The organism is Mycobacterium sp. SMC-8 (genome assembly GCF_025263565.1).
GTDB lineage: Bacteria > Actinomycetota > Actinomycetes > Mycobacteriales > Mycobacteriaceae > Mycobacterium.
Genome location: NZ_CP079865.1, coordinates 698,882 through 714,854 on the forward strand (window position 1 = coordinate 698,882; position 15,973 = coordinate 714,854).

At 63.4% G+C, this 15,973-nt stretch carries 16 protein-coding genes and 1 pseudogene; 11 read left to right on the top strand and 6 right to left on the bottom strand.

The genetic code is table 11. From position 1 onward, the window contains the following. Positions 1-352: 352 nt before the first annotated feature. Together KXD97_RS03500 and KXD97_RS03505 are read left to right on the top strand one after the other, a co-directional pair. Positions 353-748 (top strand): annotated as a pseudogene (locus tag KXD97_RS03500) (MPT63 family protein); the annotation flags it as partial. 119 nt (positions 749-867) lie between these two features. After that, complete coding sequence (locus KXD97_RS03505) at positions 868-1,818, top strand: hypothetical protein (protein WP_036423059.1); 951 nt, start codon at positions 868-870, stop codon at positions 1,816-1,818. A gap of 150 nt (positions 1,819-1,968) precedes the next feature. On the opposite strand, the gene KXD97_RS03510 is transcribed toward KXD97_RS03505, so the two are convergent. Beyond that, entirely contained in the window at positions 1,969-2,493 is a 525-nt protein-coding gene (locus KXD97_RS03510) for a glyoxalase superfamily protein (RefSeq protein WP_029367921.1), read from the bottom strand. Between the two features lie 27 nt (positions 2,494-2,520). Between KXD97_RS03510 and KXD97_RS03515 the strand changes: the two genes are divergently transcribed. Next, on the top strand, positions 2,521-3,396 hold the full coding sequence (locus tag KXD97_RS03515) for a GNAT family N-acetyltransferase (protein WP_260755486.1): 876 nt from the start codon (positions 2,521-2,523) through the stop codon (positions 3,394-3,396). Between the two features lie 7 nt (positions 3,397-3,403). Continuing rightward, positions 3,404-3,994: a hypothetical protein gene (locus KXD97_RS03520; protein WP_064279675.1), complete on the top strand. Its 591-nt coding sequence runs from the start codon at positions 3,404-3,406 to the stop codon at positions 3,992-3,994. A 35-nt stretch (positions 3,995-4,029) separates the two neighbouring features. Here the strand turns inward: KXD97_RS03520 and KXD97_RS03525 are convergent, their stop codons facing one another. The 3 genes from KXD97_RS03525 to KXD97_RS03535 all read right to left on the bottom strand — a co-directional run bounded on the left by KXD97_RS03525 (position 4,030) and on the right by KXD97_RS03535 (position 6,093). Continuing rightward, entirely contained in the window at positions 4,030-4,506 is a 477-nt protein-coding gene (locus KXD97_RS03525) for a GNAT family N-acetyltransferase (RefSeq protein ID WP_029367924.1), read from the bottom strand. Positions 4,507-4,609: 103 nt separating this feature from the next. Next, positions 4,610-5,587: a prolyl aminopeptidase gene (pip, locus tag KXD97_RS03530; RefSeq protein WP_029367925.1), complete on the bottom strand. Its 978-nt coding sequence runs from the start codon at positions 5,585-5,587 to the stop codon at positions 4,610-4,612. A gap of 56 nt (positions 5,588-5,643) precedes the next feature. Beyond that, the gene (locus KXD97_RS03535) at positions 5,644-6,093 is read right to left on the bottom strand and encodes an AAA family ATPase (protein ID WP_268788535.1); all 450 of its coding nucleotides are present in this window, start codon (positions 6,091-6,093) and stop codon (positions 5,644-5,646) included. A gap of 169 nt (positions 6,094-6,262) precedes the next feature. Here KXD97_RS03535 and KXD97_RS03540 point away from each other — a divergent pair, with 169 nt between their 5' ends. The 6 genes from KXD97_RS03540 to KXD97_RS03565 all read left to right on the top strand — a co-directional run bounded on the left by KXD97_RS03540 (position 6,263) and on the right by KXD97_RS03565 (position 12,343). After that, the gene (locus tag KXD97_RS03540) at positions 6,263-6,619 is read left to right on the top strand and encodes a GNAT family N-acetyltransferase (RefSeq protein WP_029367929.1); all 357 of its coding nucleotides are present in this window, start codon (positions 6,263-6,265) and stop codon (positions 6,617-6,619) included. 195 nt (positions 6,620-6,814) lie between these two features. Beyond that, a complete protein-coding gene (locus tag KXD97_RS03545) occupies positions 6,815-7,948 on the top strand; it encodes a tyrosine-type recombinase/integrase (RefSeq protein ID WP_234788626.1) in 1,134 nt (377 codons plus the stop codon). Between the two features lie 548 nt (positions 7,949-8,496). Next, positions 8,497-10,620, top strand: a complete 2,124-nt coding sequence (locus tag KXD97_RS03550) for a site-specific integrase (RefSeq protein WP_260755487.1) — start codon at positions 8,497-8,499, stop codon at positions 10,618-10,620. Between the two features lie 10 nt (positions 10,621-10,630). After that, on the top strand, positions 10,631-11,209 hold the full coding sequence (locus KXD97_RS03555; RefSeq protein ID WP_029367933.1) for a hypothetical protein: 579 nt from the start codon (positions 10,631-10,633) through the stop codon (positions 11,207-11,209). Between the two features lie 103 nt (positions 11,210-11,312). Further along, positions 11,313-11,714, top strand: coding sequence for a type II toxin-antitoxin system VapC family toxin (locus KXD97_RS03560; protein ID WP_029367935.1), 402 nt, complete (start codon positions 11,313-11,315; stop codon positions 11,712-11,714). Between the two features lie 119 nt (positions 11,715-11,833). Beyond that, on the top strand, positions 11,834-12,343 hold the full coding sequence (locus KXD97_RS03565) for an MPT63 family protein (protein WP_260755488.1): 510 nt from the start codon (positions 11,834-11,836) through the stop codon (positions 12,341-12,343). A gap of 56 nt (positions 12,344-12,399) precedes the next feature. Here the strand turns inward: KXD97_RS03565 and KXD97_RS03570 are convergent, their stop codons facing one another. Then, on the bottom strand, positions 12,400-13,104 hold the full coding sequence (locus KXD97_RS03570) for a hypothetical protein (protein ID WP_260755489.1): 705 nt from the start codon (positions 13,102-13,104) through the stop codon (positions 12,400-12,402). 173 nt (positions 13,105-13,277) lie between these two features. On the opposite strand from KXD97_RS03570, the gene asnB reads away from it, so the two are divergent. After that, positions 13,278-15,143 (top strand): asparagine synthase (glutamine-hydrolyzing), encoded by a 1,866-nt coding sequence (gene asnB / locus KXD97_RS03575; RefSeq protein WP_260755490.1) that lies wholly within the window; start codon positions 13,278-13,280, stop codon positions 15,141-15,143. A 14-nt stretch (positions 15,144-15,157) separates the two neighbouring features. Here the strand turns inward: asnB and KXD97_RS03580 are convergent, their stop codons facing one another. Next, positions 15,158-15,952, bottom strand: a complete 795-nt coding sequence (locus tag KXD97_RS03580) for a polysaccharide lyase (protein WP_260755491.1) — start codon at positions 15,950-15,952, stop codon at positions 15,158-15,160. Positions 15,953-15,973 lie beyond the last annotated feature (21 nt).

The window sequence follows — 15,973 nt, forward strand, 5'->3', positions numbered from 1 at the left end:
GCGTCCCGTCACGAGCCGTCCGGCGCTTCGGGATCATGCTGCGAGAAACTGCCCGCGGGTCCGGATCCTCGCCCCGCCGTCACGTCGGTGCCGCAAACCTCACGGTGTTCACCAGCCGTGCTCCGATAGTCGTGCTGTCCAGGATCAGCCACCCTCCACGATTTCGCGGAGCTGGAGCCGGCAAAGGCGGCGGAGCCGTTCAGGTCCGTCGTAATCTCCTCTGGAGCAGGCTCCGACTGACGTCCCGACCTGCGCCGATCCCGGTGGCATGCGTCTGCACAATGTCATGACCTGCTACTTTGCCCACGGGGAACCACCTCGCTGCTCGATCAACGAACACAGGAGGAATCGCGTGAAATTCAAGCCCGCTCTGGCCGCCGTCGCCGCCGCCGCTGCCGCCACCGCAGCTGTCGCCGGCGCTGCGGTCGCATCGGCCGACGCCGAGAACGAGGCCAAGTATCTCGGCCAGCCCGGCGAACTGGTCAACGGGAGCATTGTCCAGCACTGGACGGTCACCGACCTGAAGCCCAGCTCGGACGTCATTCCGTACCAGCCGGTCGGAACCCTGTGGGAGGCCACGGCGACCGACGAGGCGATCTCGGGCTCGGCCACCCCGATCGTGTCGAACTTCAACGCCCGCGCCGAAAACGGCGACACCTACCGTGTCCTGTTCGGTGTGCCCACTGAACAGGGGGTCAACCCGTCGACCCTGGCCCAGGGCGACAAGACCACCGGCAAGATCTACTTCCTTAGCGACCCCTGAACGTAAACCTGCCGTATTCGCCCAGGTGAAGAAGTCACGAACGCGTCCGCGACACACCGATAGAAATGTCAAGTTTTGTCAGTGGGTCGGGCAGTATCGATTTTATGGCGAGACGAATGACGCCTGCGCAAGCTCGTGCCGCGATGCAGCGAGCGGCGAGAGACGCGCAACGTGCCGCTGAGCGGCAACGTCAAGCACATACCCAGGCTGTTCGAAAAGCACAGCAGGCTGCGAAGAAGCAGCAGGAGAGCCTCAAGCGGGCGGTCGACCAACGGAACAGGGCTATCCGCGAATACAACCGGGAAGTGCGCCAATACAACGCCAAGGCCAAATCGCATAACCAGAAGGTCGAAAATCAGCGCCGGCGGTTGATTCAAGAACTGAAGCGCCTTCAATCGCGTCCAGCCACGGTGCGAGTAACCTATCGCTCTTCGGTCCAGCATCTGGCAACTGCGTATGAGACGCTGGAGCATAGTTTCCAGGATCGCGCCCTGAATGACGTTGAACGCGAGTTCCTCGACCGTGCCAGCGAGGAGGCGGCTAACAGTGCGTATCTAGCGAACGCACTCGACGGCGACGTCCACAAAGACGAGGCGGATAACGTCGAAGATCTCAGCGGTCCGAGTATGACCGCCGAACTTGGACGGTTCTCACAAGATCTCGTCAGCCGGTGGACTGGTGCCCTGTTTGCGCTGAACCCAGCGAATCCGGATGCTGCACGTCATTTCTGCACTAGTGCACGCGAAGTACTCACTTCAATCCTAGACATCGCTGCGCCGGATTCCGTGGTACTACAGGCGCATCGGGAATGTGAGGTCACCCCCCGGGGGACGCCGACGCGCAGAGCGAAGATCCGATACCTGCTGTCCCGCAAGGGAATCGTCGAAGATTCGGCGGATGAATTTGTCGAGGCCGACATCGACAACTCGGTATCGCTCTTCACCATGTTCAACAAGGGGACGCACGGTGTTGCCGGGCGCTTCAGCATCCCGCAGCTGTCAGCGCTCCGCACTCGAGTGGAGGCGTCGATTGGCTTCCTGAACAGCATCATTTGACGCTTGCTGACGTCTTACCGGCTCGTCTCGACGCACCGACTGCCGGTATGATTTTGACCGGATTCGGGAGTCGTTTGATCACAAACATCGGAGTGTTTGTGGACTCGGGGTGAGCTGAATTGCTCACGCATTTGGGGGCTGACTGCGGCTCTACGGTGTGCTCTGGCAGAAGCGGATCGTGTTGGAGAACGGGTCGATGACTTCCATCGTTGGGCCCCCTGGTGAGTCGACTTCGATTCCAGGGCTCATCCGCCCGTAGCCGGTGGCATGAAGTTCCTTGTGCAGTGCGGTGACGTCGCCGACGGGTACCCATAGGGTCGAACCGGGGGTGCCGTCGCCGTGGTGCTCGGAGAGGTCGAGGACGAACTGATCGCGACGCAAACGCATGTAGAGGATCGACTGAGCATAATCGAAACGGTGTTCCCACTCGACGCTGAAGTGCAGATAGTCGATGTAGAACTCGCGGGCGCGGGCCTCGTCGAGGCTACGGAGCACGGGCACCGGTGCGCTCATGCCTCGCCGGTACGCAAGCCGCGACGCCGCCGTGTTCCAGTCCCGGAAACCGAGTTGTTGGGCCACGATCTCCAGCGCTTTGGAATGCGTGAGAGCGGTGTCAGGTAGTTGGTCGCGCAGTACGCGGGCGGCCCGCTTAGCGTCGTCAAGGGTCAGATCCATCACTTCACCTACGTTTCCGGTGCCGGTGTGCAATTCAGTGCCCGCGTTGCTGAGCTGTTGAAGGCACCGTTGCTCGTAGATAAGTGCGATGGTGACCGATCGCGATGTGTTCACCTGACCGATGTCTCGGCGCGGGCGGCGGGTCACATCGAACCCTGTGTGCTGACGCTACGGCCTGCGAGCAGAGGTTTCAAGTCTCATCAGTGGATTCGAACACTGGCTTCGGTTGAACGAGAAAGGCAACCTGTCTCAGTATCGTTTGGTGGTGAACTCAATGGCGGTCTGGGCGATGATGCTGGTGTGCCGAGTTTGATTCCGCAGGCGATGGCCACTGGATCGCTGCGTCGCAAATCTCATCCGTCGGTGCCCGTGGGGACCGTCGCGTTGCTGCGGCCGTGGCAGCCGTCAGACGCCGGTGCTGTGGTGGAGGCCTTCACAGATCCAGAAATCCAACGCTGGCATGTGCGGCGCGCTGACTCGGTGGACGAGGCGCGGCAGTGGATCACCAGCTGGAGGGCTGGTTGGGGTAAAGAGACGCAGTTGAATTGGGCATTGGTGGATCGCAGCACCGGTTCGTTGATGGGCCGCGTGTCACTCAAGAGCGTCGACCTCCACGACGGCTCGGCGGGTGTGGCCTACTGGATGGTGCCCGCCTGGCGTGGACACGGGCTCTGTTCACAAGCCGTGATTGCATTGTGTCAGTGGGCATTCAAAGAAGCCGGGTTCCATCGAATCGGGTTGGATCATTCGGTCCTCAACGGCGCGTCGTGTCGGGTCGCCGTGAAGGCCGGCTTCTACGCCGAGGGCATCTGCAAGGGCGCGGCGCTGCACGCCGATGGCTGGCACGACATGCACCGGCACGCGCTGCTCGCCGCCCCCGCAGGCGCGGCCCAGCCGGTCTGACAAGTCGATGCTTACGCTACTTGGCCCGCTGGACCCGCTTCCGTCCACGACTCGACGCATCCTCGTCACCGGGTCCTCGGGTGCGGGCAAGAGCACCTTGCGGGAGACGATCAGCACCACCCTGCACCTGCCGACTGTGGAGATCGACTCGCTTCACCACGGACCCCATTGGACACCTCGGCAGACCTTCGCCGCTGACGTCGACGACTTCACCTCAGGGCCCAGCTGGGTCGTCGAATGGCAGTACTCGCAGGTGCGGGCCATGCTGCTCGACCGCGCCGATGTTCTCGTCTGGCTCGATCACAGCCGATGGACAGTCACCCACCGGGTCGTGCGGCGCACACTACGCCGGCGCATCCGTCGCATAGAACTGTGGAATGGCAATCATGAGCCGCCGCTACGGACCATATTCACCGACCGTGAGCACATCATCCGCTGGTCGTGGCGGACCCACCGCAAACGTCGATGCGAAGCCCTCGACGTAGCCCACGGAGTCGGCGGTCCCTTGGTCGTCCGCCTCGCCGGTCAACACCAAGTCGATACCTGGGTGCGAGGGCCACTCGCAAAGTTAGCCGCTCATAAGCCGGACGCAGGATGATCGCTGCACACTCGGCCAGAGCCGGATATGTCAAGTCATCGAAGGTCTTTGACCAACGCGAGGCCTAGTGGTCCATTGCCTTGTCCGACGACGCGAAACCCCTTGCGCTCGTAGAGGCGCTTGGCAGGGTTGCGTACGTGGACGTTGGTACACATGGTGTCGTGACTCTTCGCCAGGTCGGCGAACAGCCGGTCCAGGAGCATGCCGCCGATGCCGACACCACGGCGCTCTGGTGCCACAGCGATGCACAGCTCGGGCATAGGCACACCCGCCGCATCACAGCGCAATGGCGGACTGCCGTGATAGGTCCACACCGCACCGACGGGCGTGCCGCTGTGATCCTCGGCGATGATCGGCAGCACTCCATCAGGCGGAAGCATCTCCAACACCTCGTCGTCATCGGGGTCAGGAAGGGGCCAATCTTCGATGACGCAGGCGTGACGTGCCATCTCGACGATGAAGGAAGCATCGGCAGGCCCGGCCGCGCGACGCAGGGTGTACTGAGATGTCATCGCCCGATTGTGGCTGACGCCTTGTTCCGAGCACACCTTGTTTTCACCGCGCCGCTCACCGGAAAAGCCCCCGTGCGAAAGGTTCGCGAGCCCTTTCGATCACTTAGGAATGAGACACCGGTGGTTCGAACCTCGCGATAGCGTCGAGTACCGCGGCAGCCATAGCTGGGCTTCCGGTGTGACCGGAGTCATCAATGATTGTCAGATCAGCCTCAGGCCAGGCTTGCGCGAGTTCCCATGCGGTGCGCAACGGGCCGGACAGATCAAGGCGGCCATGGATCAGTACGCCGGGAATTCCCTTGAGGCGGTGAGCGTCTCGCAGCAGCTGCCCGTCTTCCAGCCAAGCGCCGTGGGCGAAGTAGTGGGTGCATATCCGCACGAACGCCAGCTTCGCCGCGTCAAGTTTGGCACTGTATTGGCCCGGGTTGCCGAGGTGTTCGTGTGCGATGACGGCGTCCTCCCACGTGCACCAATCGCGGGCAGCCTGCTCGCGTATCGCAGGATCAGGGTTCTCCATCAGCTGCCGATAGGCCTCGACGAGGTTGCTGTCGCGGTCGTGGTGGGGCACGCCCGCGCGGAAGCGGTCCCATTCGATCGGGAGCAGCAGGCGTAGTCCGTGATAGAGCCAGTTGATTTCTTGGGGCCGCGTCATGGTGACCCCGACCAAGACGATGCCGATCACCCGTTCGGGGTGGCGTTCGGCGTAGGCGAGGATGAGGGTGGATGCCCACGACCCGCCGTAGAGCAGCCAATGCTCGATACCGAGGTGCTGGCGCAGTGCCTCCATGTCGGCCAATAGGTGTTCGGTGGTGTTGTGTGCCATGTCGGTTGTCGGGTCGGCTGCACTGGGCTGGCTGTCGCCGCATCCGCGCTGGTCGAATACCACGACCTGAAAATGGTCGGGGTGAAACCCCTTGTGGGCGCCGCGTGGTCGTCCTGATCCCGGGCCGCCGTGAACGACGAGTGCGGGCCGGCCATCGGGGTTGCCCCTGGCCTCCCAGTAGATGCGGTTGTCGTGACCCACATCGAGTAACCCGTGGTCGTACACCTGCGGCTCGGGGAACGATTGCGGTTCAGACACTCTGGTGACGTTATCGCGGCCAGCTGACGACCGTCGGAATCAGCAAGGAGGAGTTCTCATTGCCTTCCGCCGACGATGCTGGTCACGGTATCGACGACCTCCGATAGCGGGCGGTCGGTGCGTACTTCGTGGGTGGCGGCTTGGCGCAGCACTGGTTCCACGTGGGCGATGTCGGCCAGGATCTGTGCACGCTCTTCGGCGGATTTGCCGAAGGGGTTGTTGGTGCGGCCTTGGATGCGCTGCAGTACGACGTGGGTCGGGGCGCTGAGCAAGATGATCGCGTCGAAGCGCTCGTAGAAACGTCCTTGGTTGGCCACTGTGCCCTGCACGATCAGTGGAGTCTCACGAGGTCGATCCAACAACTCCTCGATCAACGCCTCCCGCCATAACGGCTCACCCTCGACGACCTCGATCCATTCACCGTCGTCGGTATCGACAGTCAAGTAGCCGCGCCGGGCAAGGTCGGCCAGCACCGTTGACTTGCCTACGCCAGACATCCCGGTCACCAAGATCGCCCTACTCCGCGCCATAACCAGCATTCAACCGTGACCGGGCCGCTCTATTCATCCACCTGCAAAAGGACGTGATGTCAGGGCAAGCTGTAGCGATGACAATCCGGCCTGTGCAGGTGTCGCCTGCCGATGTCGGTGACGAGGGTGTGTCCGAGCTGCTGCTGTGGCCGTTGGCGGCGGCCAGGACCGCACTGACCGCATTGTTGAGCAGTACCGCCAAGACCCGAGACTGGTCTTGCTGTGCGCATCGATTGGAGACGATCTGGTTGGCGTGGTGGGCTACAAGGTGCAGACCACCGAGGTCGTGATCCTGCACATAGCTACCAGCGAGGACTCTCGCCGAACCGGCATCGGACGCTGCATGCTTCGAGCGGTACGGGAGGCCATCCCCAGTCGTGCGCGCCTGGTCGCCGAAACCGATTCCGAGGCAGTGGGTTTCTACATTGCCGACGGGTTTGTCGCCGAATCGCTTGGCCAACAGTATCCAGGCGTCGAGCGATTTCACGTTCACAAACGATAGGTGTCTTAGCGGCATGAGCGTTCGCGTTCGTGACGTTCGCGGCGAGCCTCCGAGACCGTAGGCCGCCGAGGTGGTATCTGTATGACGTGCGGCTCTCAGCGAAAGGTGTTGCGGGCGTTGGAGCGTGATCGATTCTCCGTTCGCAAAGTGCGGCATCAGGACGGAAGCCTGTCTTATTGGATCTTCACTCCCGACTTGGAAGTTCACACTCCGAGTCTGAAGGTGTTGACGCGGTACGGGTCATCGACACAACAGACCTACGCTTACAGCCTGGTCGATCATTTGAACTGGCTGCTCGCCCACGGCAAGACACCCGAGGTCATCACGTTCGATGATTTGCAGCGCTACATGAACGGGGTGACCGGTCAGGTCGCCGGTGTCTACGGGGCGGCATGGCGTAAACCGACGCAGAAGCCCCTCGGACCCTCAGCCGCCGGCAACGTCGCCTCCGTCGTAAAGGCGTTCTATCTCGCGCTGGCAGCCTCAGGAGAGGTGGGGCCAGAGTTGGGGGAGGCGTTGCGCTCCAACACCGTTGCGCGACAGACAAAAACAGGGCGAATGGGCCCGGGCAATCCGCTCGCGCCGAAGGTGACCACACGGCGACCCCGGTTCCTGCCAGACGAGACGGTGCAAGCGCTGTTCGAACCGGGCGTGTTGACCTCGGCCCGCGATGTGATGATCCTGACGTGGCTGCATGACGGGGGCATAAGGGTGGGTGGCTTGTGCGGGCTTCGGTTCAGTGACCTGCACCTTCGCCGTAACCATGAGTGTGGTCAACGCGCTGATCCGCACATTCACGTCATCGGGCGCGACGACAACCCCAACGGAGCCCGCGCGAAAGCCTACGCCCCGACGGTCGTCGGCAGGGACGGCTCAGTCGTGGACGGCGTGATCCGGGCTGTCAGCCCGGACATGATCAGCACCTTTCACGCCTATCTGTTGGACGAGTTCCATCCGCTCTCACACCTGGTCGATCACGAACAGATCCTCGTACACCTCGCGGGCCGAACTCCAGGTGCGGCGCTCACCACGGCCGGTGTCCGCAAGATGCTGGCCAGGGCGTGCCGGCGGGCCGGGCTGCTAGTGAGGGTGACCCCTCACGGGTTCCGGCACAAGGCTGCGGCGGCGTTGTACGCCGAATCGGATTTCAACGCCGAACTGGTCGCCCAGGAGTTCGGCTGGGCAAGCCCCCAGATGGTGACTGACTTGTACGGCAAGTCGGCTAACCGCCACGCCATGAAGTATCTCCAGCAGGCCTGGGACGCAACAGCCCGGCCTGTGAGCGAACCATACTTGGCGCCGCAACCGACATCACAGGCTCCGCGATGAGCGCGGTGGAAGCGCTAGCTCCGTCCACTACAAGCGACTATCTCGGGCTGACTGTCGAGCAACGCTATGACGTTGTTAGTCAACGCTTCCCATCGTGGTTGCTGACCGAACCGATCGAGTTTCCCACGCACCATGAGACGTACGGGTGGGCATGCCGCGTCCAGGGCTGTGGCGGCCGCTTGTCACCAACAGAGACCCGCCTCATCTGCATTTCGCACGCACAAGAGTACCGACGCGTCCAGGGCTCGGTAGACCTTGCTGAGTTTGTACGCAATGCGGATCCGGTGTCACCACACACGACGGGATGGGCATTGTCGCGCCGGCCCGATTGCATGATCTGTGGCAGCAATCGCGAAGCATGGAAGACCGGCTACTGCACACATCACGGGAGCCTTCTGAGAAAGGCGCGGCAGAGGAACGGACCTCAGAAAAGAGCTCGTGACGAGTGGGTCAGCGAAGCCAGGTGGCGAGAACTTCAACGCCCGATGCCACCCTACGAGCCGTGCTCGGTACCGTGCTGTGTCCACGACAGTGTGCGCCACGTACATGTGGACGACCAGGACCACAGAGTGTGTGACGGTCACATTCAGCAGTGGGACGACTGGCTGACCGCAGACGGCAAAACGCCGGGCCCGCGCGGTTGGCATGTGTTCGTTGGCTCTGCTGCGGTTCGAGAATCCGTGTCTGCCCCCAGCAGTCGCGGGCTGCTCTCACTGGCGGCACTGCCCTACGGCTTGCAGAACGAGATCCGGTATGCCCTTCACCGGCACGCTAGCAACGCTCGACGCACCGTGTGGCGGCCCGCCGAGCTGCAGAAGGTCATCGACACCCTCGCTGCGAGTGGAGTGACGTCGCTGTGTGACTCCCGGATCGACGATCTCGCAGAGAAGTACGTCGGTAAGCGGGGACGGCGGATCTGGCTGGACCTCCCGGCCGCGGCACGCAGCCTCATCGTTACCGAGGACATCGCCAAGGCTGCAGGATGGTTCGACCCGATCCTCGTCGGCAGTTCGCCGTTTGCGGGAACAACCACCGGGGAGAATCGTCGTAAAGTCTGGGACCTGACCGAAGTCTCACAAGACTGGCTGCGGGACGCGCTGTGGGAGTTCCTGCGTGACGAGGCGCTCAAACCCACCGGGAAACGTCCCAACGTCGGAACGGTTCGCAACCGCATCGCCGGAATCGCCTTGCTCTCGCAAATCCTGTGGCAGAACCGCAACGACCATGGCGATGACCCGACCCGGCTGGGCAGGGCCGATGCCAAAGCGGTCAAAGACACCTGGGATCTCTGGTTCCGAGACCAAATCCCCATTCCTCGGCTGATAAAGCACAAGGGCAGAGGAACGAGCACACTTACTGATCTGACCCGCCACACCTACACGGTCAGCATGCGCACCGTCCTGCGACGCAGCCACGAAAAGCACCGAACACCGCCGGGATTGGACTCCTTCATACTTGGCCTGCCGAGATACCCGCAGCCCGTCAATCGGCCGCGACCACGACCGCTGAGCCAGGACGACTTTCAATTGCTGATCAGCGCTGAGAGCATCGCCGCTCTTGAAGCCCTTGACAGCAACGATGTTGGGATCGCCGACATTTGGTTGACCCAGGCGTTTCAGGGCGGGCGGATCAGCGAGACACTGAAACTTCGGCTGGGCTGTGTCGGGCTCGTTGGCCGCGCCCAACCCTATATCTGGCGGGACATCAGCAAGGTCAACGTTGTGGACTGGGGCATGCCGTGCTACCTACCTGTCTACGAACGGCTGTTGCGCCGCCAGGAACTCACCCGGGCAAAGCTGCGTGCGCGCCACTCTGCGGAACTCGCCGCGCTTGACGGACGCGGACGCGCACAGTTTGAAGCGTCGTGGGACCGCGACAAGCCGCTGTTTCCCTCGGCAATATCGAATCCCGACTTGGCCTTTGAGGTGTCACAAACAGGATTCCGCAATCCGTGGACTCAATGGTTCGAAAGTCTTGGTCTGAAATGGATTACGACGCATCAGACTAGATCAACTCTAGCGATGTCCCTATTAGACAATGGCGCGCCGCCGGCGTTGGTGCGCCAAGTGCTCGGGCACTTCTCCGAAGAATCTCTGGCACACTACGCACGGTACAACGACACGACCGTAAAGCGGCACCTACAGCAGGTGTGGACTGCAGGGCCCGGCATGGATAAACCCGGTACCATCTTGCTGCGCCCCAACGAGATCAACACCGATGACTCTGCCGCCGCAGCTGCCCGCATCGACTTGACCATCGTGCCGGTTGAACATGGTCTGTGCCGGTACGGCCCGGTCGTAGGCGGCACGCAATGTCCGTGGCAGAAGAACTGCACCGACGGCCCCGACGGACCGTGCGAGCACTTCGTACTCACCGGTGCGGATCTGGCCTATTGGGAGCGCAAACGCGACCGCGACTACCACTTCGCCGAACGCGCGCCCACCGACGAGACACGTGATTACATCCTGAGCCGCTGGCATCCATGGGAACCCGTACTCACAGGACTACGTGAAGCACTCAACGAACTCGGCCTACTAGAGGAAGCCGAGAAACTCGACCTGCGCGCACCCGTGCATGACTACTTCGACCCGCTGTTCTCGACCGGAATCCCGATATCCCACCTGATCCAACCCGCCAACGGCGACATGACCGCTCTGCCACCGCAAGTCTAGGGAGAATGAGATGGAGACCAGAAGACGCCGCCCCGTCGAAATGATCGAACGCCGAGCCACCACAAGTGCCGATTGTGAACAGCGGGTGCACACAGCACTCACCAAACTCATCAAGACCGGCGCCCCTTTCACCGTCGAGAACGTCTGCGCCCTCGCCGGAGTGGGCAAGACATTCATCTATGACAAGCGGCGCCAACACCTGACCGAGGCCGTTTTAACAGCTCGCAACGCATCTCAGAAAACAGCGATCGAACGCGCCGATCGAAGAATCGAACAGGCGACTGCTTCGTGGCGAGAACGCGCGCTTGACGCCGAGGCCCTTGCCAAATCCCTACGCACAGAAGTCAAACAGCGAGAAGCCCGGATCACTGACCTGACCGGACAACTGTTCGACCCCAATGGAAATCACCTCGCCGAAGAGAACGCCCGGCTACGAGACCTGGTAAACACCCACACCCACAATCTCCACCGCGCCCACAACGAAATCGAGACCCTGCGAAGATCTCTGGACGCAGCGAGGGCCAACATCAAACTAGAACGCGAGCGCAACGTCACTGAGCTGTTCGCAAACGACAGCCGCATAAGCTGACGCGTTAATTCCGACAACAACAGCTGCCTTCCTCCGGCGAACAACAGCGGACGCAGGATCCAATCCCGCCGCAGCCAACTGCGGTCTATGCGAGGGTGCTGTCATGACAATCTTCGTCATTGACGCACCGGTGGCAATCGACCTCGCCACCAGCGGCGCGGCCATACCGTCCGAGCACAGCCTGGCGGCTCCCACGCTGCTGCGCTCGCAGGTGCTCGCCCTCGTCTATGGGTCTGTCCGCCATGGGGAGATCGACGAACGGACCGGTCGAAAGGTTCTCGACGACATCCGGCGGCTACGTATCCGGCTCCTCGGCGACCGATCTCTGCAGGACCATGCATGGCGGATAGCGGCCAAGCTGAACTGGCCCGATACCTACCAGGCCGAATACATCGCACTGACCCAGTTGCAGGCCGACGCACTGGCCACCGCGGACCCTCAACTTGCGGCCGCAGCGCGTACCTTCGTTCAGGCCGTGCCACCAGCAGACATCCTGCGGCCATAATGACGTCACGCGCAGGAGCGGCCGAACGCAATGCAGTCATGCAGGGGAGCCCTGCCAACCTCACGAACGCTATCGACATCGTCCGTTCGCCACACCCGGCGGCAGGCTTACCGCGAACGTTGCGAACGCCCATCACCCACGGTGCTAAGTACTTCGACGTCACCGGCGCGGAGCCGGACAGCGTGTTCTACAGCGACGGCGGTCCGAACGTCGTGCTGTGGCTGGAGGCGCCGCCCGCGCCGGCCACGGGCTCGGCTGGCGCGTCGTCCTACGGCAGCGGAACGTCGCCGTCGTCGACCGGCTCTGCCGAGACCGCGACGCCGTCGCCTGCCGCTGAGCCGGCCGCGGACACCGCAACCCCGGCAGAGCCCGCGCCCGCGGTCGCGCCCGCGGGAAGCTCCGGCACCCCCCTGCCTGAAGGCAGCTCCGGCACGCCGCTCCCTGAAGGCAGCTCGGGCACCCCGCTGCCGGCCGGCTCGGTCCCGGCAGAGCCCGAACCGGCCGCGGTGCCGGCTGCGGTCGCGCCGACGCCGCATGGCAGTTCCGGCACGCCGCTGCCCGAGGGCGCACAGCCCGCGACCGTCCCGGGTGCACCCGCGACGACCGTGGTCCCGGCACCGCCGGCCTGACCTCCGGCGAGTTCACGATGCCGTGCCGCCTGCGATCGCAGGCGGCACGGTTCATCTCACGAGTGCGACGTCCACCAGGTGTAGAGCTGGACCATGTTCGGTCCCTGCGGCCCGGACTGCACCTCGCTGACCATCAAATCGGCGTCGGTGGTCCACGCCACGGTCGGCTTGCTCTGCTGGAACCCGCACACCAGGGTGCCGGCGGTCCGGTCGGGCGTGGCGTTGCGCCGCCAGGGTCCCGGCGACTGGATGTTGCCGGGACAGTTGACCACTGCCGAGGTGCTGACCACACCGTCGAACAGATCCTTGACCGCCTCGTCGTCCCGAGCCAGCGTGTAGAGCGCGGACAGCGGCCCGCCCGTATCGTCGTTCTTGGTGCAGCTGAGCTGCGCGAGCGCACCTTTGGCGGGCACCACCGACTCGCACGCGTCCGGGGCATACCCGACCGGGAGCATCTCCCGCAGTCGCGCCTCCGCCCGCTCCTGGGTCTCGGCCTGGGTGGTGGTCGTCGTCTCGCCGGCACTGTCCCCGGCGCCGGAGGACGGCCAGAACGTCCATGCGAGCAAACCGAGACCGACGACAGCCACTGCGGCGCCGGCGACCAGGACCACCGGGCGGCGATCGCGCTGCACCGGACGGGGATTCACCGCTACTGGCGAACCATGGTGGCCGTCCCTCACTTCCGCCGGCCGGTTGCGCAAACTATCGACATGCAGCGGCCCGGTGTCCTCGTCATCGGATTCCGGCTCGTGGGGACTCATCTGGCCTAGGGTAGTTCAACTGCGACGACCACAACGGAGGACGTTCTGGTCGTGTCACCGCCGTTGCTGCGCGAAAAGCAAACCGTGAATACACGGCGTGGTTTGGCAAAGCTTGACAGAATCGGTGACCGTTACGAGTGACGTCTGGGGGGACACGGCACGGGGGGACGCTGATGTGTGGCATCTGCGGTATCTGGACTCAACACGGTCAGGCACCGGGTTCCGGTCGACTCGATCGCATGCTGGAGTCCATAGTCCACCGCGGCCCCGACGGTGCGGGCCGACTCGAACGACCGGGGCTCGCCCTCGGAATGCGCCGCTTGGCGATCATCGACCTCGCGGGGGGTGATCAGCCGATCTTCAACGAGGACGGTTCGGTGGCCGTCGTCTTCAACGGTGAGATCTACAACTTCCGCGAACTGCGCGCCGAACTCGAACGATACGGCCACCGGTTCACCACTCGTTGTGACACCGAGGTTCTCGTCCACGGTTACGAACAATGGGGTGACGAGGTGCTCCACCACCTCGCCGGCATGTTCGCGATGGCGCTCTGGGACCAGAACCGCCGCCGCCTGCTCGTCGCTCGCGATCGATTCGGCAAGAAGCCGCTGTACTACTCCCGCAACGGCACCGAGGTTCTGTTCGGATCCGAGATCAAAGCGCTTCTCGCTGCGGGGGTGTCCGCCGATGTCGACGACGCCGCGCTCCAGGACTATCTGGCGTTGCGTTACGTCCCCAGCCCGCGAACTCTCTTCCGAGCGATCCGTCAACTCCCGCCAGGTCACAAGATGGTTCTCGACGCCGACGGTGTTGCGATCGACCGGTGGTGGCGTCTGCGCTTCGACGGAAAGCACCAGACCACGCTGACAGAGGCCGCGGACGCCGCCGAAAACCTCATTCGGGCCGCGGTGAGCAGGCGCCTCGTCAGCGATGTGCCACTGGGGTGTTTTCTGTCGGGAGGCCTGGACTCGAGCGTCGTGCTGTCGTTCATGGCGGAGCTGTCGGACGAGCCGGTGCGCACCTTTTCCATCGGCTTCGACGAGGGGTGGGCCAGTGACGAGCTGGCGGCTGCCCGCTCGACCGCGCAAGCTTTCGGCACCCACCACCACGAGACCCGTTTGGGCCCTTCCGAGTTCCTCGAACTGATGCCCACCGCCGTCTGGCATCGTGACGAGCCGTTGGCCGAGCCCTCAGAGATCCCGCTGCTCGCACTGTCCCAGATGGCGCACACGCGCGTAACGGTGGTGCTCTCGGGGGAAGGAGGCGACGAGTTGTTCGGCGGCTACCCGAAGTACCGGGTGGACGGGCTTCTGGACCGTGCCGGCCGTCCCGCCCGAGCCGTCCTGGGAGAACGCGTGATACACAAGCTGGCCGACTGGCACCGGCTACCTCGGCGGGCGCGCATGGCCGTCACCGCCCTGGCCACCGCCGCACCAGGCGAACGCTGGCCGGCGTGGTTCGGCGCCGACCGGCTCGCCGGACTGTCGCCTGACGCCCTGCGGCCACTGGAATCGCTGCTGTCCGGCATTGACACCGGCCTGGACCCCCTTGATCGGATGCTCGCGCTGGATGTCGAAAGCTATCTCGTGGACAATCTTTTGGTACGTGGCGACAAGATGACGATGGCAGCATCCATCGAAGGACGGATGCCACTGCTTGACCACGAACTGGCCGAGTTCGCAGCCCGGCTGCCGGCGCACCTCAAGGCCTCCCCGCGCCATACGAAAATAGTGATGCGCGAGGTGGCCCGGCGCCGACTTCCTGCAGAAGTGTTGTCACGCAAGAAGATCGGCTTTGCAGTTCCGGTAGGCCCCTGGTTTCGGGGCGGCCTGGGCGCCGCACTGGAACGGTTGACAGCAGGCACGCAGGCACGGCCCTACCCGCTGGTGGATCCGGAACGTGTACGCCGTGCGCTCGCGCTTCACAGGTCCGGCCGATATGATTTCGGCAAGGAGTTGTGGAGCGTCCTGACGCTAGAGGTGTGGGCAAGGATCTTCCTCGACGGGAACGACCCGGCGAGCCTTGCCCTACAGTGCTGAATCACGTTGTACGGTCAGAGCGCACCTTCCTCACCGGCAGCACGAAACCCTGTGTGATACACGATGCCGGTGGGCTGCGCTCCCTCCCGGTAATAGCCCTCCTTGTAGTAGCAGGTGGTTGTGCCGGGGACGAGTGTGCTGAGAAAATACGTGTCGGACCCGTCGAAGAACGTTTGACGAGCACCGTTGAGCCACAACCTGATCCAGCCTCGGGATGGATCAGTGGACCAGTTCACCTGCATCTTCACGTCGTGCCAGGTTCCCACATTCAACGGCGTCTCGAAGACGGTGTGGCTGCCTTGGTAGACGCCGGGCCGGCTCTGCTCTTCGACATCCAATGACCAGTAGCCGTTCCGGGTTCCGACGCTCCATTCGAATCCGGCACTGCCTCTGCTGGAGTTCGGGTGCCACCCATTGGTGACACCCCACCCCAGGTCAGCGTGATTCTTCGGGAAACTCGGATCGAACATGGTGGAGAACGCATACCAGCGCACCTGCCCTTCCCGGCCGCCGGTATCGCTTGCGCTGGAACCTACATCGGAGCGTTCACCAGCAGCGAAGCCGGACCAGTCACCAGATCGGACCTCGAAACGAGCGGCTTTGCCCTTCACCGGATCGTTCACGACCGTGGCCGGATAGGACGGCACATATCTGGCGCCCGGGCCGTTGTAATCCCGGTTCTGCACACTCGGCCACTGACTGAAATCGCCCGTCGAGTAGTCGCCGACGAACATCGGCTGCGCTTTCCCGTGGGGCAGAGCGATCCCGCTGACGCAGCCGGCGGCCATGGCGACGGCGATGACGGCCATCAGCGTAAGCGTGTTCCGCAG

Excerpts from the sequence above, each read along its gene's own strand:
- KXD97_RS03505 (WP_036423059.1), top strand. The coding sequence starts at position 868 with ATGGCGAGACGAATGACGCCTGCGCAAGCTCGTGCCGCGATGCAGCGA.
- KXD97_RS03510 (WP_029367921.1), bottom strand. The coding sequence starts at position 2,493 with ATGGATCTGACCCTTGACGACGCTAAGCGGGCCGCCCGCGTACTGCGC.
- KXD97_RS03520 (WP_064279675.1), top strand. The coding sequence starts at position 3,404 with ATGCTTACGCTACTTGGCCCGCTGGACCCGCTTCCGTCCACGACTCGA.
- KXD97_RS03525 (WP_029367924.1), bottom strand. The coding sequence starts at position 4,506 with ATGACATCTCAGTACACCCTGCGTCGCGCGGCCGGGCCTGCCGATGCT.
- KXD97_RS03555 (WP_029367933.1), top strand. The coding sequence starts at position 10,631 with ATGGAGACCAGAAGACGCCGCCCCGTCGAAATGATCGAACGCCGAGCC.
- KXD97_RS03560 (WP_029367935.1), top strand. The coding sequence starts at position 11,313 with ATGACAATCTTCGTCATTGACGCACCGGTGGCAATCGACCTCGCCACC.
- KXD97_RS03570 (WP_260755489.1), bottom strand. The coding sequence starts at position 13,104 with ATGAGTCCCCACGAGCCGGAATCCGATGACGAGGACACCGGGCCGCTG.
- asnB (WP_260755490.1), top strand. The coding sequence starts at position 13,278 with ATGTGTGGCATCTGCGGTATCTGGACTCAACACGGTCAGGCACCGGGT.
- KXD97_RS03580 (WP_260755491.1), bottom strand. The coding sequence starts at position 15,952 with ATGGCCGTCATCGCCGTCGCCATGGCCGCCGGCTGCGTCAGCGGGATC.